The sequence below is a fragment of the Arthrobacter sp. NPDC080031 genome (assembly GCF_040702485.1).
Lineage (GTDB): Bacteria > Actinomycetota > Actinomycetes > Actinomycetales > Micrococcaceae > Arthrobacter.
The window spans coordinates 203,382-224,890 of record NZ_JBFBLA010000001.1; the positions used below are offsets into that span (position 1 = coordinate 203,382).

Below are 21,509 nucleotides of genomic sequence, written 5' to 3' on the forward strand. Positions count from 1 at the left end.
GTAGACGTGATGTGCTCGTTTATGAGGCCAAAAGATCCCTGCTAAATCAGCACAAACAAGCCCATTGCGGTGCGATTACCACATACACACTGGTTGGCGAGCTCAGATCCCGCGGTGAAAAGCTGAGGAGACGCCTGACGCCTTGGCATTTCTTCTCCCACACAAGGGGAACCGGGGCGGTGATGGCCATATTGCACGGCGCCTGTCAGCCGAAGCCGCGGGCCACGACATGAGAAGGGGCCGGCCGAAGAATCGCCCGCGCAGTCGAGGCACGCCTATCACCAGCGCCGGCCGCAGGGCCGCAATTGCATGCGGTTTCCACAGACACCACGACTCCCCTATCGGCAGCGGCCCGTTGATGCTGCACTGGAGCCATGCTCAGCTACGAAGACGTCATCCTGCTCGGGGAGGAACGAGTCCTCGTCATCCAGGAACACCAAGACGGCCGCTGCTGGTGCGGCCAGACCTGGGATTCAGCGGCTCCGGGCTAAAGAACTTCGCCACGTTCAATCCGTTTGTGATTGTGTGGGCTATCTAAGCGCTCTCCACATCCTACGGTCAGGCTCACAACGGAACGCCGGTGTTTGCATCGGCGAGTAAGGGACCCAGCTAGTCATCCGAAAATTTGTCGGACCGTCATGGCACACTTTCCAAGGACGTGAAAATCGCGGCCGTCTAACAAGGAGGCAGAAATGGCGCCTAAGCCCGAAAAGCCGGAACATCCCGAACACCCGGAACACCCCGAGCATCCCGAACACCCGGAGCATCCGGATACTACAAATAATCCTGGCTTCCCACCGCGCCCACCCAAACCGGGCAAGGTCGGATAGGTATGCAGCAACTCCGCAAATTGCGGGATGGCCTTCTGCAGCAGGAAATTCTCCTGTTGCAGGAGGCCGGCTATTCCGTGACCGGACACGAGAGCTCAGACGGCAAACTGTGGGAGCTGACTGTGGTTGCTCCCGAGGAAAAGACCGGGATTCAGCCTTTGACGCTGTCGATAACCCTTCCGGATTCCTATCCGCTGCTGCCGCCCCGGGTCATTGCTCGGGACCTTGCAATGGGACACCATCAGCATCCTTTCTCAAACGAACTTTGCTTGATTGAAAGATCCACACAGAATTGGATCCCGGAATGGCACCTTGCAGGACTCCTGGACAACCAGTTGAAGCGTGCGATTGCTGCGGGGCGAGCCGCTCATGGCCAAGGTACGGATGGGTTTGAACAAGGTGAACCATACAGCGCCTACTACGACTACACAGAACCCGCCGGTTTTCTCATCGATTCCAGCCGTATCGCGGTTCCAATCGGCTGTTCAGGGGAACTGGAGGGCTCATTTATCGACCCCGGTGGGCCCGGGACGCGTCTGCTCATTGTCCTGGATCAACTGTGGCGTGGTGCAGAATCGGTTTACGAGGCTCCTGCAACACTTCACCGCGCATTTGGACCCCATCAACCGCTGAATTTGCGCGGTCGATGGGTGAGCTTGGGGGAACCGCCCCGAACCAGTGACCCTCAGGAGATTTGGCGGATTGCCGCTGCGGCAGATCCGCAAAAGCCCCGGCTCGTTCAACTGCCCAACACGGCATCCTTTGAGATTCGCCTTGTCGGCTTTCCGGAGGAACATGGCCCGGAGACCCTTGGCATGGGCTGGATCCTTGTCCTCAAGAAAGCCGGAGGTATCAGTTCGAAAAAGAGCGGGAAGCGGGGCAGGCCGATGCCCGTCAAGACCGCGGATTCCTACAACCTCGTCCGGGCTTACCGGGCAGGACATTCAGATCTGGCTTTTCGTTCCCCGGAGACAAAGGGGCTGGAAAAGAAGCAAGTTGCAGTCCTGGGCTGCGGTGCGATTGGCAGCGTGCTCGTGGAACAGCTCGCCCGCGCCGGGGTCGGTACCTTCCATCTCGTCGATCAGGACACGCTGGAGCCTGGGAACCTGTCCCGTCATGCTGGAGGCCTGGACACGATTTGCATGGATAAGAGTTCTGCGATGGCACAGCGAATTTCCCAGATCAATCCCTATGCAAACGCGATCCCGAGAAAGTTCCATATCGGCTTACCGACCCTCTTGGACGGCCGCTCAGAAACAGACGTCCTTACCGAAATTATCAATACTGTCGACATGGTCATTGACGCCACCGCTGAAGTTGGTGTTCAGCAATACACGAGCCTGCTCGCGCGCGATCTAGCGACCTCTTGGGTTGCCTTGGACGCCACTCCCGGAATCGGCGGAGGCAGTGTCATTAAAATCGATGCCGAATCAGAGATCTGTTTCGGCTGCTTCCAATGGCATCAGCACACAGGGTCCATCCCAGAGGCCCCAGCCGTCGAAGGAGAACTAGTTCAGCCCGTGGGATGTGCCTCACCCACCTTCACAGGAACAGGATTCGACTTATCGGTGATAGCCCTTCAGGCCGCCCGGGTAGTCGTCGGAGCATTAATGCGCCCAGAGACCGGCGGCTACCCTGACGATGGGCACGACGCACATATCCTCACCCTTCGACGGCCTGACGGAACACCGGTTCCTCCACAATGGCAGGGATTCCCCGTAAGCAGGCACCCAAAGTGCGGAAATCACGAGAAGTGGTGACCTCACCCGACGGTTACGTGATCTGGGCCTCAAATATCAAGGCAGCCATGATCCGCGAGGCTGATTCGACATATCCGTACGAAACGGGCGGTATCCTTCTCGGCCGCCACTATCCAGGGCTGCTCCACGTAACGCACATGATCGGTCCAGGGCCGGGTGCCCGTCATTACAAGACCTCATTCATTCCCGATCGAGATTGGCAGTACGAGCAGATCGATGCCCTCCACCACCAACTCAGCGGGTCTTTAAATTACCTTGGGGACTGGCACACTCATCCTCAAGGATCCCTATCACCCAGCGAAACGGACCTCGATCTTCTGGAAGCCATTGCCGCAACGCCGGAAAGCAGGTGCCCAACACCAATCATGTGCATCTTGGCAGGCACAGGAAGCGGTAATTGGTCAGAAACAGTCATCCATTACGGTGTCGAACAAACTAGCACTTGGGAAGGCACAACCAACTAACTGGCTGGGACCAAGATCTCCAAAATCATCCTGCGGCCCGTCCAGTTCTGGGCAGCAATCGGTTTTCCATTTCCGGCGCATTCAGCCCTACCTCAAAGGGACGTTCGTCGCACCGGTCCCTACGTCCACTTAGCTCTCATCAAGGCGGACCGCATGCAGCTGGCTGCGTCGTGCTTCAAAGAATAGTCCTCGGTCATACGTAATGACCGAGACATGGGGCACAAATGCACTCAAGCTGAGAGCTCGATCGATGATCTCTGCGTCCGGCCGGGCCAAGGGAACGTGATCATAGTCATCAATGAGCAATAGCGCCCACGTGTCAGCGATCGCATCCTTCTCCCCTGGTTGCACGCGGGCTAGCTTCACTCGTTCCTGGCCACCTTCGAACAAAGAGTCCAAAGAGCGGAGCGCTTGGCGAGCCAGTGAACTGACTTCGACGCCCTCGTCCCGAACACGCATCTTGCGATGGTTCAGTTTGTTCTTATCAAGTTCGTTTACGACAACAATCGGCACGGCAAGTCCCACCGGAACATGTGGGTCAAGGTCCAGGTGCCCATGCCAGTCAAACGAATGAAGTTCATCGTGGTGGCGAAGGAGAACGTTTGTATCCAGCACAGCCGCATGAAGCTTTTCGCCGCCTAAGCCATTCCAGATCGCCAGATCCGAAGCAATAGCCTTGGCTGCAGTGGACAGTGCCGACTGACGTTCCTGTAACTCAAGACGTACAAAGTTCCCAAGCGCCATGCCGTAGGCGGCCGGGTCCAGACCCTGCAGAGTCCAATACCGCTTTGTCGTTATCAACTTGTCCAGGTGATCATGTCGAAGGATTGACCCCAGGATCCTTGCATGATCGTTGGCCCACGACAGATAACCATTGAACAGGTCTATCGCATAGCCGCCGCGGCCAACAACATCACTGGCAGCACGAGCTGCCTCATTCAGGGCGTCTACAGCTGCTTGGGCATAAACACCGGGTCGCATCGAAATCATGATCAAGACTAACGGCTACGAGCTGACCTGATTCGCCATTGCATTGCAGGGATTTCTGGACAACACCGGCGCGAAAGCTACGGAGTGTACCTATGAAGCTGCCTTGGGGTTCTGCTCGTCATCGATGCGGTTGAACAGTCCGATTGAATCCCAGGTAGACGACAGAAGCGGGTTCTCCCGTCCGGCCGCCGCCTTCGGGGTCGGCGTCATCGGCAATACTCCGTCAACGGAATCGTGAGCTGATTTCGTCAGTAGATCGGCCAGTTCATCGGCCGAGAGCGTGACAAGCGACTCCAAGTCTTCGATGGATAGTACCCCTATGGGGAAATCCGCATCCGGGAGCTGCGCGCGCATCGGCCAGTTTTGGTCCATATAGAAAGGTTCCAAGGTTATGACCAGCCCTACGCGTGGTTTCGTCGGGTCGATTTCCGGGTTGACGGCTGCGATAGCTTCTATATCTCGATGCGACCGGTTCAGCTGGTCAATCCCTTTGCCGATTGAGCCGCTCACTGAATCGAGCCAGCTGTCCATGCCGACCCTAAGAGCCTCAATGGGCTGTCTTGCCTTGCACTCAATAAGCACGAGCAGCCCGGGGAGGTCGAGGAACCAATCACAAGAATCGATGCGGTTCTTCTTGAACAGATACGGAACCTCAGGCTTGTACGAGTAATCACCGCTGATGAGTTCCAGATGACGGCCTACATAATGTTGAAACACATGACCGAGATCTCGAGCAAAACCGTCGCCGAACGCTTGGACACCGAGAAAGTAGATGGCCGGCGGAAGGGCCTTGGCAATGATCGCCTGGCACCAAGGCGCGATCGGCTCATCAGTAATTCCCTCGATGAATGGTCGATTGGCAAGAGGGTTGAACGCGAACTTCTTCTGAGCCGGGGCCGCATGGTCTTGAAATTGACGGTTTACCCGCTTGAACTCGGCTACGGAGGTGACGAGCTGTTCAGTAAACGTCTGCCTCAGCGCGCTAAACGAGAGCACCTCGTCCAGTCCCCGAAATGCTTCGCCGTTTAGCCACTCAAGACTGAACGCGCCGTTGTTGGAGTGGGCGCCAACGGATATGACGAACACTGATCCGACGTAGTCGTCAAGCGTCAGGCCGTTCGCGACCTCCTCGAACCAACCTGGCGTCATCTTTTCCGGCGTAAAGCCGCTTGGATGTTCGCTCATTGAGCCAAAGAGGAGGATGGTTCTTGAGAGTGCTGGGAATATGTCCCGTTGGCCGGGGAACTGCTCGAAGTACATCCGCGTGAGGGTCTTCGCGAAAGCATCAGTCCGATCGGGATTTGAGTGAAGTTCCTCGTCTGGCAGGTGCACGTTCATATTGCAAAGGCGTAGAAGGACTTTGTTGTCAGCTTGTGGTCGTTGGAACGATCCCCATGCAAGTGACGTGCGCGCAACATCGGCAATATTCCAAGGGTTGAGCCCTCGCCGACTCAGGGAATTGTCGCGGTCGTCATTGGGAGTAATCGCTGCACTGGCCGCGGCGCATTGAATCAGGAGACTATCGCGATCAACCCTGCGGATTTGGCCCTTGAAGTCTTCCCAGCTAGGAGATTTCCGATCTTGTTGATAGGGATATCCCAATGTGCTGCTGGTGATGATCATGGTCCGATCCTAACGGGCTAGTTGGTGCCCGGGTTCCCATTGACACTGCCACTGATCACTCGGTCCAGAACGTCCACGGCGACAGTGCCAACACCAGATAATCCTGATATACGAGCGCAACGTCATATCTATGGTTAAGGACAGGGACCCGGCGGACCACAAAGCAGCACGTGATGTGCCCCCGCTGCCGCAACCTCCAAGGCGCGGCGGGCATCGCCCTGCCCCGAGACATCGCAAAGGTCCGGAGCGAGCACGGCACCGACGTCACCGTCTCCCGCAACGTCACCGTCGGCCGGGTCATAATCCAGGGCCAGGTCCTGCGGATCGGCCCCGAAATCAAAGGCAAGGCGAGCCAGGGTCTTGTAGCCACGAACCACTGCACCGGGAACCAACTCTGCCTCGGCGACGTTTGCCTGGGCCACCACAATCTCGTCGTGGCCGGCCTGGACCGCTGCCATGACCGCGGGCAAGATGCCGCGAACCGGCCTCAACCTGCCATCCAGTCCCAACTCGGAGATGAAGACCGTGTCTTCGGTAGAGCGGATATCTCCGGCGGCGCGCAATACTGCCATGGTGATCGCGAGGTCGAACCCCGAGCCACGCTTCGGCAGTGAGGCCGGAATCAGGTTTGCGGTGATCTTTCGGCGACTCAGGGGGATGCCCGAATTCTGCGCCGCGGAACGAATGCGTTCCTTGGCTTCGTTCAGGGAAGCGTCCGGCAGCCCCAGGATCACGAAATTGGGGAGGGTTTGGCCGATGTCTGCTTCGACCTCCACGATGTATCCGTTCAGGCCCAGCAGCGCCACGGAATAGCTTCGACCCACACCCATCTAGCCCACGCCCCTGAGGTGTTCGAGCTTTGGCTCGCCCCCGCCGTCGTCGATGACTCCCACGACATCCACCCGGCGGCGCGGGGCACGCAGTTCGTGATCACGGCACCAGGAAAGGGCCAGGCGATGGAGCCGGGCGAGTTTGGTTGCGTCAACCGCTTCGAAAGGATGCCCATAAGCCAGGTTCTTCCGGGTCTTGACCTCGGCGATCACCAAGGTGTCGCCGTCGAGCGCCACGATGTCGATCTCGCCCTCGGAGCATCTCCAGTTGCGGTCCACAATCCGCATTCCTTGGGTTTCAAGGAAAGTTACGGCCAACGTTTCACCGTGCCGGCCCAACAAGTCTTTGGCTTTCATGACCACCTCCGCTTCCAGCCTGGAGGCGCGGAAATACCAAAGACAGGGGGCAGTTTGGCTATGTGGGAAACTCCGTCTATCAGACGGTGTGGAGGAGTAGTCGGCGGGCTTGCTTAGCCAGCGGGCTTGCTCTTAGTTGCCCAGGTTGCCGAGATCGCCTAGATCGCCGTCCTTTGGCAGGGAAAGCTCTTCACTGCGCGGCAGTTCTTCAACGTTGACGTCCTTGAACGTAATGACCCGGACATTCTTCACGAATCGGGCCGAGCGGTAGACGTCCCAAACCCAGGCATCCTGGAGCGTCAGGTCGAAGTAGACCTCGCCATCGGCACTCCGGGCCTGGAGGTCAACGTGGTTTGCCAGATAGAACCGGCGTTCGGTCTCGACAACGTAGCTGAACAAACCAACGACGTCGCGGTATTCGCGGTAGAGCTGCAGCTCCATGTCGGTTTCGTAGTTCTCAAGATCCTCGGCACTCATAGATCCATCTTGCACCATAGAGGGCGCACGCGACGCCACGATCGGGCAGGCGGCATCCAGGAGAAGGAAAAGCGGAGGCTAGAGCAGGTTCCAGCTGGTCCGGTGGTATGGCGTGGGACCCAATGAACGGATGGCATCGCGGTGGAAGGACGTGGCGTAACCCTTGTTCTCGTTCCAGCCGAAGGGCGGATATTCTTCGTGCAGATCAAGCATGATCCGGTCCCTGGCCACCTTGGCCAGCACGCTGGCGGCCGCCACGCTGAGGCAGCTCAGGTCCGCCTTCACCCGGGTGTGCACCGGCGCCTCACAGGCGGGCCCGGTCGGCTCTGTATCGAACAATGACCCTTGGCTCTGGGGCGAGAGCCAATTGTGGCTCCCATCCAGCAGGACGAGGTCCGGATGCACGCCCGAGGCGAGAAGCTCGAACCACGCGCGTGTTCCGGCGAGGCGCAGGGCGCCCACTATTCCCAACGCATCAATCTCCACAGAACTCGCGTGGCCCACCGCGGAGCCGACCGCCCACGCGCGTACCAGCGGGGCCAACCGCTCGCGGTCCTCGGGCTTGAGAAGCTTGCTATCGCGGACGTCGGCGAGCAGGCCGTGGTCCCTGAGGTCGACGACGGCGATCCCCACTGACACGGGCCCGGCGAGGGCTCCGCGGCCCACTTCATCGACGCCGGCGAGGAGCGTAACCCCCGGAGACAGGAAACTCCGTTCGACATCCAGGGTCGGAAAATCAAGAGCATGCTTCGCCCCCGCCGCAGGTTTTCGCTGCGTTCGAACCGGAATTGCCGCTCCTGTCCCCGCCGGAGCCATCATTTACCCGCTGGAGCCGTGGGTGAAGCCGTGTTCTGGGGCGACGGCGCGGGAACGTTACGGAAGACCTCGGAGTGGTTGTCGAGGATCTGCCAACGGTTGATGGGCCAGGCAATAACCGTGGCCTTGCCCTCGACATCGGAGATGTCGATGAAACCACCATTGACTGATTGGTGTTCGCGGGAGTCGGCTGAGTTATTGCGGTTATCGCCCATAACCCAAATTTTGCCCGCCGGGACCACTACATCGAAAGACTTGGCCATGGGAATCTGGGCAGGATTGATGTAGCTCTCGTTGAGAACCGTGCCGTTGACGCTGACCCGCGCGGAACTGTCGCAACAGGAGACCCTGTCCCCCGGCAGGCCGATCACGCGCTTGACGAGGTGCTGATTGGTCTCGTCCGGGAGCAGCCCGACGAAGACAAGACCGTCCTGGAACCATTTGAAGGGCCCGGGCGTCGCCTTCTGCGTGGGCGGAAGCCAACCTTGTGTGTCCTTGAAGACCACGATGTCGCCGCGCTCCAGTGCGAACGGTTGCGGGACCAGCAGATTGACGAAGATCCGGTCATCAACGTCAAGGGTGTTGACCATGGACTCAGAGGGAATGAAGAAGGCACGGAACAGGAAGGTCTTGATAAGGAACGACAAGACGATCGCGATGGCCACCACGGTGCCGATTTCCCTGAGCCAGCCGAGGAACGGACTGCCGTGGGTTTTGCCGGCAGTTTCGGAGCGGTCGCTTTCGCCCGATTCCGCCCGCGAACCCCGCCGTGCGGCGCGGCGCGGAGACTCATGCTCCCCAGGCTGGGGCGTAGTCGAGCCGGTCTCGCTCTCCGGAGCCCGATCGGCGTCGTCCCCCGCAAGATCCATGGCATGAGCGGACGGTCCGTCCAGGAGCCGGGCGTCGTCGTCGTGCCGTTCCGGCTTCCCGGGAGTTGTCTCGGGCATCTATTGTCCGTTCTTCGAGGTTGTACCGGCCTGCGCGGGGCGAGGTAGTTCTGCAAATCTATCAAGCGGCCAGATAATCCGGACCGGACGCCCTATGACACGCTCGAGCGGCACCATTCCTCCGCCGGGCGCGCCCAGAAGGCTGCGCGAATCGGCCGATCGTGAACGGTGGTCCCCCATGAGCCACAATCGGTCACTGGGAACGACGACGTCGAACTTCTGTTCGCTCGGCGTGTCGCCCGGATACAGATAGGGTTCCCCAAGCGGCTGGCCGTTTACTGTGAGTTTGCCGTCGGTGCCACAACAAGCGACGTGGTCTCCGGGAAGCCCGATGACACGTTTGACGTACGTGGTGTCGCTTCCCGTCAGCCCCAGCCAATGGCCTGTGGCGGCCACGGCGTCGGCAAACGGTCCTTTGCCGCTGTTCAGCGGAGCAAAGGTTCCCCTCCCGTCGAAGACCACGATGTCTCCACGGCGAATAGGCTCTGCGGCGAAATCGGTCCGGGACACGAGGATGCGGTCTCCGGTGCCCAGGATCGGCTCCATTGACTCGGAGGGGATGAAGTAGACGTCTAGCCACAACGACCGAACGAGCCCGCTGATAGCCACAGCAAGGACAAATGCGAGCAAAACAAAACGCCAGCCCTGTTTCCGGGGCTGGCGTTTTGCGTGGTCCATGATTCGTTTCTTGTTGCGTTGCGGATTTCTCCGGCGCAGGCCGGACACGAATCCAGGACCCGCTGTTGGTCGAAAGACCTACTTGCCGGTGGCGAAGTCGCGCTTTTCCTTGATCTTCGCAGCCTTGCCGCGCAGTGCGCGCATGTAGTAGAGCTTGGCGCGGCGGACATCACCCTTGGTGACGACCTCGATCTTGTCGATGATCGGGGAGTGCACCGGGAAGGTACGCTCTACGCCGACACCGAAGGAGACCTTGCGGACCGTGAAGGTTTCACGAACGCCGTCGCCCTGGCGGCCGAGGACGAAGCCCTGGAAGACCTGGACACGTGAGTTCTTGCCTTCGATGATGTTCACGTGAACCTTGATGGTGTCACCCGCGCGGAACTCGGGAACATCGTTACGCAGCGAAGCTGCATCTACGCTATCGAGGATATGCATTAATCCACTCCTGGTGAACGCCACAGGTCATCCACTTTGGGTCACGACGGGCAAGCCCGGGGCGCAAGGCCGTCCGGAAATTACCGCCGAAGATTTTCTTCTCCAGTACCACCACTGATTGGTGGTTCCGGATTGTCAGGCTGTTGGCTACGCTCCCCCTGTGGCAGGCGCGAACCCAGTAGACACAAGGGTTAATTCTGCCATACCCCGCCAGTTCCGGCCAATCCCGGGAATGCGGGCCGGTTCTTGCGGTCAGGTGGAGGATGAAGCTGCCCGACGGCGCAGGTTCAGTCCGGGAGGCCGCTGTCCGGGCGGCGCCGCAAGCGGCCGTCGACGACGTCGTACCCGAGTTCACCGAAAGCCGTCCGGTCCGCACGCGTCAGGTGGCCGGCGTCGAATTCTTCGAGCAAGTCCGGGCGGCGTTCCGCCGTGCGGCGGAACTGTTCGTGCCGCCGCCACTGGGCGATTTTGCCGTGGTTGCCGCTCAAAAGGACAGCGGGCACGTCACGATCGCGCCATGACGAGGGCTTCGTGTAGACCGGGTACTCCAGCAAGCCGTCCGAATGGGATTCCTCCACCAACGATTCGGGATTGCCGACGACGCCCGGAAGCAACCGTCCGATGGCTTCGACCATGGCCAGGACTGCAACCTCACCGCCGTTGAGGACGTAGTCGCCCAAACTGACCGGGCGGACCGTGAAGTGTCCTGCAGCCCACTCCATGACGCGCTCGTCGATGCCTTCATAGCGGCCGCAGGCGAAAACGAGCTGCTCTTCCTCGGCGAGCTCATAGGCAAGGGCCTGGTTGAAGCGCTCCCCCGCGGGCGACGGGACAATCAGGACCGGCTTCGTCGTCGGTCCGTCCGATGAGCCCTCAGTTCCGCCAACCCGTGCATTGGCGATGGATTCCAAGGCCTGGGCCCAGGGCTCCGGCTTCATGACCATGCCCGCACCGCCACCGTACGGAGTGTCGTCCACCGTGCGGTGCTTGTCCGTGGTGAACGTCCTCAAGTCATGGACATTCAGCTCCACAAGGCCGTCCTGACGGGCCTTGCCGATGAGGGAAAGCTCGAGCGGCGCCAGGTACTCGGGAAAGATACTGACGACGTCGATGCGCATTTTAGGCGTCATCCTGTGTCTCGGCGTCGTCTTCTTCCGTATCGGAAGCCGAAGCGTCGGTGTTCAGTTCGAAGAGGCCCGGCGGAGGGGTGAGCAGCACATAGCCGTCCTCGACGTTGACTTCGGGCACGATCTCTTCGACGAAAGGCACCAGGATTTCCTTGCCGTCCGCGTCTTCAATGACCAGCAGGTCCTGGACCGGCATGGTGTTGAGTGCGGTCACCTTCCCAACGGTCTGCGAGCCGACACGGACCTCAAGCCCGACGAGCTCATGCTCGTACCAGCCTTCGTCGTCGTCCTCTTCCAGCTCTTCCGTCTCGATGAACAGCTTCGCGCCGCGGATCTCCTCGGCTTGGTTGCGCGTTGAGATCTCTTCGAAACCGAGCAACAGGATGTCCTTGTTCCACCGGGCGCTGGCGATGGTCAAGGGACCGGCCTTCGCCGGCTCCACCACGAATTCGGTGCCCGGGACAAAGCGATCGCCGGGGGCGTCGGTGAGCACCTGGACAGTGACTTCGCCGCGGATTCCGTGGGGCTTGCCGATTCGGGCAACCTGGAGCTGCATGGGGTTCCTCTGATTTCTTGGCTGGGCCGGCTTAGGACCAGGCTGGGGTTTGCTCGTAAAACAATCCGGCCCCTCCACCATAATCTGGTGAAGGGGCCGGATCTAAGACAAGTATTGCTGAGCGCGTTACCGGCGACGGTCGGTGTCGACGACGTCGACCCTGACCTGCTCGCCGCCCGCCAATGCCGCAATCACAGTGCGCAAAGCGCGTGCGGTGCGACCCTGGCGACCGATCACCCGTCCGAGGTCGTCCTGGTGAACGCGCACCTCGAGGGATTCCCCGCGGCGGTTGTTCTTGGCACTGACCTTGACGTCCTCAGGGCTGTCAACGATCCCACGGACCAAGTGCTCGAGCGCTTCTGCCAGCAACTTACTCAGCCTCGGTGGTCTCTGCTTCAGCGTCAGCGGGAGCTTCAGTTGCTTCCGACTGCTTGGCCTTCTTGGTGATGGCTTCCGGGATGATGACGGAACCCTTCTCCGGTGCAACGAAAGCAGGCTTGGCGACCTTGGTCTTCAGCGTGCCTTCCTGGCCCGGGAGACCCTTGAACTTCTGCCAGTCACCGGTGATCTTGAGGATCGCGGCAACCTGCTCGGTCGGCTGGGCGCCGACGGAAAGCCAGTACTGTGCACGCTCGGAGGCAACCTCGATGTACGAGGGCTCTTCGGTGGGGTGGTACTTGCCGATTTCTTCAATCGCACGGCCATCGCGCTTGGCGCGGGAGTCCATGACAACGATGCGGTAGTACGGTGCGCGCATCTTACCGAAGCGCTTAAGGCGAATCTTTACGGCCACTTTTGTGGTCACTCCTGTTTCTGAAACGGGGTTGAGCCCGTCGTTCTGCACCCGTGGGGCGGGCCATACTTGAGGGTTCCAAGGACAAGATGCACACACGGAGAGAGGGGCCGCGCGGATCGAGTACCTGTCTATTGTGCCAGATGGCGGACAGTATTTCGAACGCGCGGCCCGTGCGGCGGGTTTACTGTGTGGTCACTGGTCTGCGGACCAGACATAGAGGCCGGCCCGCTCGGCCTTTTCGACGTCGCTTGCGAGCGCCGCCAGCTGCTGGACATACAGGCGGGACTGTTGGGCATCAAAGGGCATATCCTCTTGGGCCGCCCAGCGTTCGGCGACGTCGTCGAGGATGCTTCCTTCGCCCTCGGTCTCGTAGCTGAGAAGCTCGGACAGGGCGCGCACCATGGCTTCGGGGACGCCCAGCAGGGCGTCGCTGGTGACGTCCACCAAAGCGAGCTCATAGTCGGCCCCGGCGGCGTGCACGGCCGTGCCGGCGAGGTCGCCGAGTTGTTCTACTTCGAAATCGCTGATCCCCGGGATCCGAACAGCGGCGCCGGATACGTCACTGCCCTTCTCCAGGGCAGCGGCCCTCTTGAGTGCTTCATCGTGGGTGGCAACAAAGATTTCAGCAAAGCCCATGGAAAGTACTCTCATTCATTCGTGGCATCGGAGCTGCGGCGCGGCGGCCGAAATGCGCCACGCCGCAAACTCCAGCCTAGCGGACGGCGACCCGCAGCCGGTTGCGCCACGGGTCCTCGAAGCGCAACTCCTGGCCGGTGTGGTGAGAGCCGATGCCGGCAACCTTGAGGCGGTCGGCGAGCGCGCCAACGTCGTCTCCTGAGGGCACCTCGATGACCACCTCGCCGAGACCGAGGGTGTCCTTGCGGGGACCTGCGCCGCGGCTGTTCCAGACATTCATGGCCATGTGGTGGTGGTAGCCGCCTGCGGAGACGAACAAGGCCTGCCCGTGCCACCCTGCGGTCTGTTCGAAGCCCAGGGTGTCGACATAGAAGTCATGGGCCGTCTGCACATCGCCCACCTGGAGGTGGACATGCCCGACGCCGGCGCCGGCCTCATGCTGGCCCGTCACCGCCGCTTCGCTCAGGTATTGCTGGAGGTAGCACTGGGGCGGGAGCGGCAGGCTGTCCATGACGACCGAACTGCCGTTCCACTCCCAACCTTCGCGGGGCTTGTCGTAGTAGAGCTCGATGCCGTTGCCCTCGGGGTCGGTGAAGTAGAAGGCCTCGCTGACCAAGTGGTCCGCACTGCCGACAAAGGCGCGGGGTTCGTACTGCGCGGCGGAGGCAACAGTTGCGGCGAGCGAGGATTGGTCTTCGAAGAGCAAGGCTGTGTGGAAGAGCCCAGCCTCCCCGCGACCCGGGATCTGGAGCCCGGAGGCCGGCGCGAGGTGCACCAACGGCTTGCCGAGCCTGCCGAAGTAGAGTCCGCCATCCTGTTCCGCGACGACGTCCAGCCCCAGTGCCCGCTGGTAGTAGTCGCCCATGAGCTTCATGTCCCCCACCTTGAGCATGACGGTACCCATGGTGAGTTCGGCAGGAAGGAGATCCTGGCTGGATGTGATGGTCATGTGAAACTCCCGGCTTATTGTGGCGCCGCCCTTCGGCAACCTCTATACATCTAAATTACTTGAAGCTTCAATTTATTCCTAATGCCCGGCACTTCCTGAAATATGCCCCCTCAGCACGGTGCATCGCGGATTCAGCACCACCTCAAGGGACGCCCGGGGATCCTCTGGGTAGAGCACGACGTCGGCACTGGCGCCTTCGCTGATGCCGTCGGCACCCAGCCACTCGCGGGCGGACCAGCAGGCGGCATCGAGGGCAGCGGCAGCCGGAAGGCCTGCACGGTGCAGCTCCAGGATTTCCTCGCCGATCCGGCCGTGCTTGATGACGCTTCCGGCGTCGGTTCCGGCATACACCCGAACTCCGGCGTCGAATGCCTCGCCGACGCGTTCATGCCTGCGTTCCCACAGCCTGGTCATGTGGGCGGCGTAACGCGGGAACTTCGCTTCCGCCTGCTTCGCAATGTCCGGAAAGGTCGCAATGTTGATGAGGGTGGGGACGATCGGCACACCTTGGTCCAGGAGCCTGGGAATGTGATGCGGCAACAGGCCGGTGGCATGCTCGATGCAGTCGATGCCGGCGTCGAGCATGTCGTCGATGGTCCGTTCAGCGAAACAATGGGCGGTCACCCTGGCTCCCTCGGCATGTGCTGCCGCGATCGCGTCCTTGACGATGGCGGCCGGAAAGGACGGGCCGAGATCCCCGGCGGAACGGTCGATCCAGTCCCCTACGATCTTGACCCAGCCGTCTCCGGACCGCGCCTGCTTGCGCACCGCCTCCACCAGGTCCTCCGGCTCGACTTCTTCGGCCAGTCCGGGGATGTACCGGCGTTGCCTGGCAATGTGCCTGCCTGCGCGGATGATCCTGGGCATGTCCGTCCGGCGCTGCAGCCAGCGCGTGTCGCTTGCGGATCCGGCGTCGCGGATCAAGAGCGTGCCGGCGTTCCGGTCGGCCGCCGCCTGCAACCGGGCGGTCTCATCGTCCACCGCTCCGCCCTTGCCCAAGCCAACATGGCAATGCGCATCCACCAGGCCTGGCATCACCCATCCGTCCAGGACGACGTCGGGCGCCGCAGCGGGCGGCAAAAAGGTCAACCGTCCGTCGACCGACCAGAGGCCGCGCCGTTCTTCTTTCGGTCCCGTGAGGACAGCGCCGCTGAACTCGATGATTTCCGCCATGATTCCACCTTAAACGCCGACGCCGATCCCGGCCCGGTCACATTCGTCCTCGGTCACATCTCTCCCGGTTACCAACAGCTGTGGTAGCTTCGTCTACGACCACACGGGGGCCCTTGCAAGGGCTGAGATCGGGCTGACGCAGCCTGCGACCGTTGAACCTGTCCGGGTAATGCCGGCGAAGGAAGTGAGTAATCCTTTGAGCACCAAAGAAACACAGCTGAGCCCTACCCAAATCGGATCGGCGCAAGAGGTGACCCAATCCCTCAAGTCGCATTCCCTCGCGTTCCTGGAAGACACGAAGACGGGAATCCGGGTCCCCGTCACGGAAATCGCCCTGGAACCATCCCCCAACGGCCAGGCCAACGCGCCTTTCCAGGTGTACCGCACCGCAGGGCCGGGAAGTGATCCGGTGGTTGGCCTCGAGCCATTCCGCAGCGAGTGGATCGAGGCCCGCGGCGACACCGAGGCATACAGCGGCCGCGAACGGAACCTGCTCGACGACGGCAAGTCGGCCGTGCGCCGCGGCGCCGCCTCCGCTGAGTGGAAGGGCGCACAGCCGGTGCCCCGCCGCGCCGTCGACGGCAAGACCGTGACACAGATGCACTATGCCAAGCAGGGGATCGTGACGCCCGAAATGCAGTTCGTGGCACTTCGCGAGAACTGCGATGTTGAACTGGTCCGCAGCGAAGTGGCCGCCGGCCGGGCCATCATTCCCAACAACATCAACCACCCCGAATCCGAACCGATGATCATTGGCAAGGCCTTCCTCGTGAAGATCAACGCCAACATCGGCAACTCCGCCGTCACCAGCTCCATCGCCGAAGAAGTGGACAAGCTGCAGTGGGCCACGCAATGGGGCGCGGACACCGTGATGGACCTGTCCACGGGTGACGACATCCACACCACCCGCGAATGGATCATCCGCAACTCCCCTGTGCCGATCGGCACCGTGCCCATTTACCAGGCCCTCGAGAAGGTCAACGGTGAAGCCAACAAGCTCAACTGGGAGATCTTCCGCGACACCGTCATTGAACAGTGCGAACAGGGCGTGGACTACATGACCATCCACGCCGGCGTGTTGCTTCGCTATGTGCCGCTCACCGCCAACCGCGTGACGGGCATTGTTTCCCGCGGCGGCTCCATCATGGCGGGCTGGTGCCTGGCGCACCACGAAGAAAACTTCCTGTACACCCACTTCGACGAACTCTGCGAAATCTTCGCCAAGTACGACGTCGCGTTCTCCCTCGGCGACGGCTTGCGCCCGGGAGCGACGGCGGACGCCAACGACGCCGCGCAGTTCGCCGAGCTCGACACGCTCGCGGAACTCACGAAGCGGGCGTGGAAGTACGACGTGCAGGTCATGGTCGAGGGCCCCGGGCACATCCCGTTCCACCTCGTCCGCGAGAACGTCGAGCGCCAGCAGGAGCTGTGCGACGGCGCTCCGTTCTACACGCTCGGCCCGCTCGTGACCGACATTGCTCCGGGCTACGACCACATCACCTCCGCCATTGGCGCCACGGAGATCGCACGCTACGGAACCGCGATGCTCTGCTACGTCACCCCGAAGGAACACCTGGGCCTGCCGAACAAGGACGACGTCAAGACCGGCGTAATCACGTACAAAATCGCCGCCCACGCCGCTGACCTTGCCAAAGGACACCCCGGCGCCCACGAACGCGACGATGCCCTGTCCAAGGCCCGCTTCGAGTTCCGCTGGCGTGACCAGTTCGCGCTGTCATTGGATCCGGTTACCGCGGAATCGTTCCACGATGAGACGCTCCCGGCAGAACCGGCCAAAACGGCGCATTTCTGTTCCATGTGCGGACCGAAATTCTGCTCCATGCGCATCAGCCAGGACATACGCGACGAATACGGCTCCGCGGATTCCCAGGCGGCCATTGCGCAAATGTACAGCGGGATGCGCGAAAAGAGCGAGGAGTTCCTGGCATCGGGCGGCAAGGTCTACTTGCCCGAGCTCGAGGTTCCCGCAGGAAAGCCCGGAACGAGGTCAGGAAGCCTGAGCTGATCAGGAAGCCTGAACTGATCAGGAAGCCTGGACTGATCCGGCGCGGCTGACGTCCGCGATGAAGGAACGGATGATCCGGTCTCCTTCAACTGAGTCATGAGGCCGGTGTCCTCCAGCCGCAACGCGGTGGAGGGCGCCGGTTTCCTGCAAGTAGCCGGCGATCTCTTCGTAAAGGGGTTCCCAACCACCGGTCAGGACAAGCGTGGGTACCCCCGGCACAATATGCAGCGGCGCTTCCCACGGCGGAGCCTGGAGCCGCAGGCGCCGAGCGGTACGCCGGGCCTCCGGGGTGCTGAGGACGGCCGCCTCCGAGGAAAACGCCCGGCGGACGAATTCGCGTTGGTAATCGTCATCGCTGAGTTCGTGCCGGATCCGGAACAGCGGCTCCATGAGTGCCCGGTAAGCCGCGGTGGCGGGCAACTCGGCCGTCAATGAAAGACAAGCGGGTTCCACCAGCACGAGGGACCGGACCAGGTCCGGCCGCTCCACCGCGGCCAACATGGCTGAAATCGCGCCTTGGGAGTGCGCTACGACATGGCCTCCGCGCGCGTGGCCGGAGGATGAGGCAGGCTCCCGTCCCCCAAGGCACTCCAGGATAATGTCCACATCGGCGGCAACGTCGGATTCCAGAGGCTCGGCCTGCGCATCAAAACCGTGGCGTTTCAGGAACAGCGCGTCGTACTTCAACGCCATGCCGTGTTGTTTCGGCCAAGCGGCAGCGCCGAATGTACCGGCTCCGTGGACGAACACAACCCGCTGTTTTTGCATTCCCCCAGCCTATGGCACGGGGCTGACAACCCAACTAACTGGCAGTTGTTGTCGTTCTGAGCCCTCAAAACGACATGTATTGCCAGTCAGTTGGGTGGGGCGGTTACTTGCCGCCGAGGAACTTCTCGAAGCCCTTGGGCAGGTTCAGCTTTGAGGGGTCGAAGTCGCCGGCACCCTGACCGAATGCCGCGCCCGTGGGGACGGCTTTCGCCCGCTTGTTCTCGGCGTCGCGCAGTTCCTGGGCCGCCTTGGCGGGGTTTCCGGAACGGGCCTTCTTCTTGGGCGCGTTCTTGCTTGCCTTCCGGGAACCGCCGCCACCGAGGCCGGGAATGCCAGGCATCCCGGGCATGCCGCCGCCCTGGGCCAGCTTCTTCATCATCTTCTGGGCCTGCGCGAAACGCTCCAGGAGGCCGTTGACCTCGGAGACGTGGACACCGGAACCACGGGCGATGCGGGCGCGACGGGAACCGTTGATGATCTTCGGAGCCAAACGCTCGTGCGGGGTCATGGAGCGGACAATCGCCTCGACGCGATCGATTTCGCGCTCGTCGAACTGCTCCAGTTGCTGGCGGATGTTCTGCGCACCCGGCATCATCATGAGCATCTTCTTCATGGAGCCCATGTTGCGGATCTGCTGCATCTGGGCGAGGAAATCGTCCAGGGTGAAGTCTTCCTGGTCGGCGAACTTCTTCGCCATCCGGGCGGCTTCATCCTTGTCCCAGTTCTTCTCGGCCTGCTCGATCAGGGTAAGAACGTCACCCATATCGAGGATGCGGGAAGCCATGCGGTCGGGGTGGAACAGTTCGAAGTCATCGAGGCCTTCGCCGGTGGAGGCGAACATGACCGGCTTCCCGGTGACCGACGCTACCGAGAGGGCGGCACCACCGCGGGCGTCGCCGTCGAGCTTTGACAACACGACGCCCGTGAAGTTGACGCCTTCATCGAAGGCAACCGCCGTGTTGACGGCGTCCTGGCCGATCATGGAGTCGATCACGAACAGCACTTCGTTCGGGATGATCGCCTGGCGGATGCGGCGCGCCTGGTCCATCATTTCGGCGTCGACGCCGAGGCGGCCCGCGGTGTCCACGATCACGACGTCGTGCAGCTTCTGGCGGGCTTCCTCGACGCCGGCGCGTGCGACGGCGACCGGGTCGCCCGTGGGAACGTCCAGATCCGAGGTGGTGCCCGGGTGCGGCGCGAAGACGGGCACGCCGGCGCGTTCGCCGACAATCTGGAGCTGCGTCACGGCGTTGGGACGCTGGAGGTCGGCGGCAACCAGCACGGGGCTGTGGCCCTGGGCCTTGAGCCACTTGGCAAGCTTGCCCGCGAGGGTGGTCTTACCCGCACCCTGCAGGCCGGCGAGCATGATGATGGTGGGGCCGGTCTTCGCCAAGCGGATGCGTCGGGTCTCGCCGCCGAGGATCTCCTGGAGTTCCTCGTTGACGATCTTGACGATCTGCTGGCTCGGGTTCAGGGCCGCGGAAACCTCGGCGCCCAGGGCACGTTCACGGATGCGGCCGGTGAACTCGCGGACCACGGGAACGGCAACGTCGGCGTCCAGAAGGGCGCGCCGGATCTCCCGGACGGTGGCGTCGACGTCGGCCTCCGTGAGGCGGCCCTTGCCACGGAGATTCTTGAAGGTTGCTGTCAACCGGTCAGAGAGTGAATTGAACACGCGCCGTGCACTTCTTTCAATGGTCTACGGATGGCGGCCGTTCCGACGCACCAATATCTTGACGATTCCTGCCCCAAACAAATCTGACTCAACTGAGGGACTCGACTATCTAGGGTACCAAGACGCGCCTGCAAGATGGCATGCTGGCACAGTGACCAGCAAAACAACAGTAAATACGTTGCTCATCCTAGGCGCCTCCGGAGATCTGACGGGCCGATTGCTGTTGCCGGGCCTGGCCAGGCTCGTGGCCAACGGCCTCGCGGACGGCCTGAAGCTTGTCGGAGCAGGCTCCGACCCGTGGACGCCAGAGCAGTGGACAAAACGCGTGCGCGGCGCCTTCGAGGCGGCCGCCAAGGATGCAGGTGCCGCGGGCAGGAAAGCAATCGCGGACTTGGAGAAAAGTACCGAATATCATCAAGTGGATGTCACGGCGGACGGCCAGCTCGCCACGCTCCTGGCCGGGCTCGAAGCACCGATCGCCGTTTATTTCGCTTTGCCCCCGCACATCAGCCAGAAGGCCTGCGAGGTCCTCACCGCCGCGCAACTTCCTCCCGGAACAAGCCTGGTGATGGAGAAACCCTTCGGATCCAGTGCCGAATCCGCCCGCGAACTCAACAAGACCCTCGCCGCGTTGGTCCCGGAAGACCACATCCACCGCGTGGACCACTTCCTTGGCAAGGCCACCGTGTTCAACATCCTGGGCCTGCGCTTCGCCAACAGCTTCCTGGAGCCGGTGTGGAACCGGGACCACATCGAGAAGGTCGAGATCATCTTCGACGAAGACCTCGCACTCGAGGGGCGTGCGCGCTACTACGACGGCGCCGGCGCCCTCAAGGACATGATCCAGAGCCATTTGCTCCACATCATGGCGCTGCTGGCCATCGATCCGCCCTCCAGCATCGGCGAGCGCGATCTCCGCGACGCGATTTCAACGGTGCTGCGTGCGAGCAGCATCAGCGCACCCTACAAGAAGTCCACCCGACGGGCGCGGTACACAGCCGGCCGGATCGGCGACCGGGACGTGCCGGACTATGTCGCGGAAGCGGGCGTGGACCCTGCCCGGGAAACGGAGACACTCGCGGAAGTCGAAGTGGGAATCGACACTTGGCGCTGGAAAGGCGTCCCCTTCATCCTGCGTTCGGGAAAGGCGTTGGGTGCCGCGCGGAAAGAGGCCATTGTCACCTTCCGGCCCGTTCCACACCTGCCGTCCGGGTTCGAGGGCGTGGACTCCCCCAACCAGCTGCGCATCGGGTTCGGTCCTGACACCCTGCAGCTCGACGTCGACGTCAACGGTCCCGGAAACATCTTCACGCTCAATCGCGTGACACTCAACGCGGAGTTGAATGCTTCCGATCTGCTGCCCTACGGAGAAGTGTTGGAAGGCATCATTACCGGCGATCCCCTGCTCTCAGTCCGGGGCGACACCGCCGTCGAATGCTGGCGGATCATCGAGCCCGTGATCAAGGCCTGGGCCAAGGGTTCCGTACCGCTCGAAGAGTACGACGCCGGCGGGCCCGGTCCCGCGGACTGGCCCACCGCCGTCGGGGGCTAGCCCGGCCGGCCCACACTCCTTCGGAAGCGCGCACGCAAGAG

General features: G+C 61.7%; 21 protein-coding genes, 1 pseudogene and 1 riboswitch. Of the genes and pseudogenes, 4 read left to right on the forward strand and 18 right to left on the reverse strand.

Annotated features, from left to right (window positions below; translation table 11 throughout):
* The first annotated feature begins 832 nt into the window (after positions 1–832).
* Together AB0323_RS00925 and AB0323_RS00930 are read left to right on the forward strand one after the other, a co-directional pair.
* Positions 833–2,590, forward strand: a complete 1,758-nt coding sequence (locus AB0323_RS00925; RefSeq protein ID WP_366175724.1) for a ThiF family adenylyltransferase — start codon at positions 833–835, stop codon at positions 2,588–2,590.
* A complete protein-coding gene (locus AB0323_RS00930; protein ID WP_366175725.1) occupies positions 2,584–3,054 on the forward strand; it encodes a Mov34/MPN/PAD-1 family protein in 471 nt (156 codons plus the stop codon). The genes AB0323_RS00925 and AB0323_RS00930 overlap by 7 nt, the downstream gene beginning before the upstream one ends.
* A gap of 129 nt (positions 3,055–3,183) precedes the next feature.
* On the opposite strand, the gene AB0323_RS00935 is transcribed toward AB0323_RS00930, so the two are convergent.
* From AB0323_RS00935 to AB0323_RS01010, 16 genes and pseudogenes are all read right to left on the reverse strand, one after another.
* A complete protein-coding gene (locus tag AB0323_RS00935) occupies positions 3,184–4,044 on the reverse strand; it encodes a PIN domain-containing protein (protein ID WP_366175868.1) in 861 nt (286 codons plus the stop codon).
* Between the two features lie 90 nt (positions 4,045–4,134).
* Entirely contained in the window at positions 4,135–5,667 is a 1,533-nt protein-coding gene (locus AB0323_RS00940; RefSeq protein ID WP_366175726.1) for a hypothetical protein, read from the reverse strand.
* Positions 5,668–5,813: 146 nt separating this feature from the next.
* Positions 5,814–6,497, reverse strand: a pseudogene (locus AB0323_RS00945) (magnesium chelatase domain-containing protein); the annotation flags it as partial.
* Positions 6,498–6,854 (reverse strand): YraN family protein, encoded by a 357-nt coding sequence (locus AB0323_RS00950; RefSeq protein WP_366175727.1) that lies wholly within the window; start codon positions 6,852–6,854, stop codon positions 6,498–6,500.
* Positions 6,855–6,986: 132 nt separating this feature from the next.
* On the reverse strand, positions 6,987–7,331 hold the full coding sequence (locus tag AB0323_RS00955) for a DUF2469 domain-containing protein (protein ID WP_059387678.1): 345 nt from the start codon (positions 7,329–7,331) through the stop codon (positions 6,987–6,989).
* Between the two features lie 78 nt (positions 7,332–7,409).
* On the reverse strand, positions 7,410–8,150 hold the full coding sequence (locus AB0323_RS00960) for a ribonuclease HII (RefSeq protein ID WP_364537958.1): 741 nt from the start codon (positions 8,148–8,150) through the stop codon (positions 7,410–7,412).
* Positions 8,147–9,094, reverse strand: coding sequence for a signal peptidase I (lepB, locus tag AB0323_RS00965; RefSeq protein ID WP_366175728.1), 948 nt, complete (start codon positions 9,092–9,094; stop codon positions 8,147–8,149). Before lepB (AB0323_RS00965) ends, AB0323_RS00960 begins: the two co-directional genes overlap by 4 nt.
* Complete coding sequence (gene lepB / locus AB0323_RS00970) at positions 9,095–9,772, reverse strand: signal peptidase I (RefSeq protein ID WP_366175729.1); 678 nt, start codon at positions 9,770–9,772, stop codon at positions 9,095–9,097.
* A gap of 78 nt (positions 9,773–9,850) precedes the next feature.
* Positions 9,851–10,210 (reverse strand): 50S ribosomal protein L19, encoded by a 360-nt coding sequence (gene rplS, locus AB0323_RS00975; protein WP_284984571.1) that lies wholly within the window; start codon positions 10,208–10,210, stop codon positions 9,851–9,853.
* Between the two features lie 287 nt (positions 10,211–10,497).
* A complete protein-coding gene (gene trmD / locus AB0323_RS00980; RefSeq protein ID WP_366175730.1) occupies positions 10,498–11,328 on the reverse strand; it encodes a tRNA (guanosine(37)-N1)-methyltransferase TrmD in 831 nt (276 codons plus the stop codon).
* 1 nt (position 11,329) lies between these two features.
* A complete protein-coding gene (gene rimM, locus AB0323_RS00985; RefSeq protein ID WP_366175731.1) occupies positions 11,330–11,893 on the reverse strand; it encodes a ribosome maturation factor RimM in 564 nt (187 codons plus the stop codon).
* A gap of 126 nt (positions 11,894–12,019) precedes the next feature.
* Positions 12,020–12,262, reverse strand: a complete 243-nt coding sequence (locus tag AB0323_RS00990) for an RNA-binding protein (protein ID WP_028267532.1) — start codon at positions 12,260–12,262, stop codon at positions 12,020–12,022.
* Between the two features lies 1 nt (position 12,263).
* The gene (rpsP, locus tag AB0323_RS00995; protein WP_234752296.1) at positions 12,264–12,686 is read right to left on the reverse strand and encodes a 30S ribosomal protein S16; all 423 of its coding nucleotides are present in this window, start codon (positions 12,684–12,686) and stop codon (positions 12,264–12,266) included.
* 195 nt (positions 12,687–12,881) lie between these two features.
* Complete coding sequence (locus tag AB0323_RS01000) at positions 12,882–13,325, reverse strand: hypothetical protein (RefSeq protein WP_364537969.1); 444 nt, start codon at positions 13,323–13,325, stop codon at positions 12,882–12,884.
* 76 nt (positions 13,326–13,401) lie between these two features.
* Entirely contained in the window at positions 13,402–14,274 is an 873-nt protein-coding gene (locus AB0323_RS01005; protein ID WP_366175732.1) for a VOC family protein, read from the reverse strand.
* Between the two features lie 78 nt (positions 14,275–14,352).
* Positions 14,353–15,447, reverse strand: a complete 1,095-nt coding sequence (locus AB0323_RS01010; protein ID WP_366175733.1) for an amidohydrolase family protein — start codon at positions 15,445–15,447, stop codon at positions 14,353–14,355.
* Positions 15,448–15,540: 93 nt separating this feature from the next.
* Positions 15,541–15,648, forward strand: a riboswitch (TPP riboswitch).
* Here AB0323_RS01010 and thiC point away from each other — a divergent pair.
* The gene (gene thiC, locus AB0323_RS01015; protein ID WP_366175734.1) at positions 15,644–17,473 is read left to right on the forward strand and encodes a phosphomethylpyrimidine synthase ThiC; all 1,830 of its coding nucleotides are present in this window, start codon (positions 15,644–15,646) and stop codon (positions 17,471–17,473) included. Its footprint overlaps the riboswitch before it by 5 nt.
* Positions 17,474–17,491: 18 nt before the next feature.
* On the opposite strand, the gene AB0323_RS01020 is transcribed toward thiC, so the two are convergent.
* Both AB0323_RS01020 and ffh read right to left on the reverse strand, forming a co-directional pair.
* On the reverse strand, positions 17,492–18,241 hold the full coding sequence (locus tag AB0323_RS01020; RefSeq protein WP_366175735.1) for an alpha/beta hydrolase: 750 nt from the start codon (positions 18,239–18,241) through the stop codon (positions 17,492–17,494).
* Positions 18,242–18,344: 103 nt separating this feature from the next.
* Complete coding sequence (ffh, locus tag AB0323_RS01025) at positions 18,345–19,916, reverse strand: signal recognition particle protein (protein ID WP_366175736.1); 1,572 nt, start codon at positions 19,914–19,916, stop codon at positions 18,345–18,347.
* A gap of 151 nt (positions 19,917–20,067) precedes the next feature.
* On the opposite strand from ffh, the gene AB0323_RS01030 reads away from it, so the two are divergent.
* Positions 20,068–21,468: a glucose-6-phosphate dehydrogenase gene (locus AB0323_RS01030; protein ID WP_366175737.1), complete on the forward strand. Its 1,401-nt coding sequence runs from the start codon at positions 20,068–20,070 to the stop codon at positions 21,466–21,468.
* Positions 21,469–21,509 lie beyond the last annotated feature (41 nt).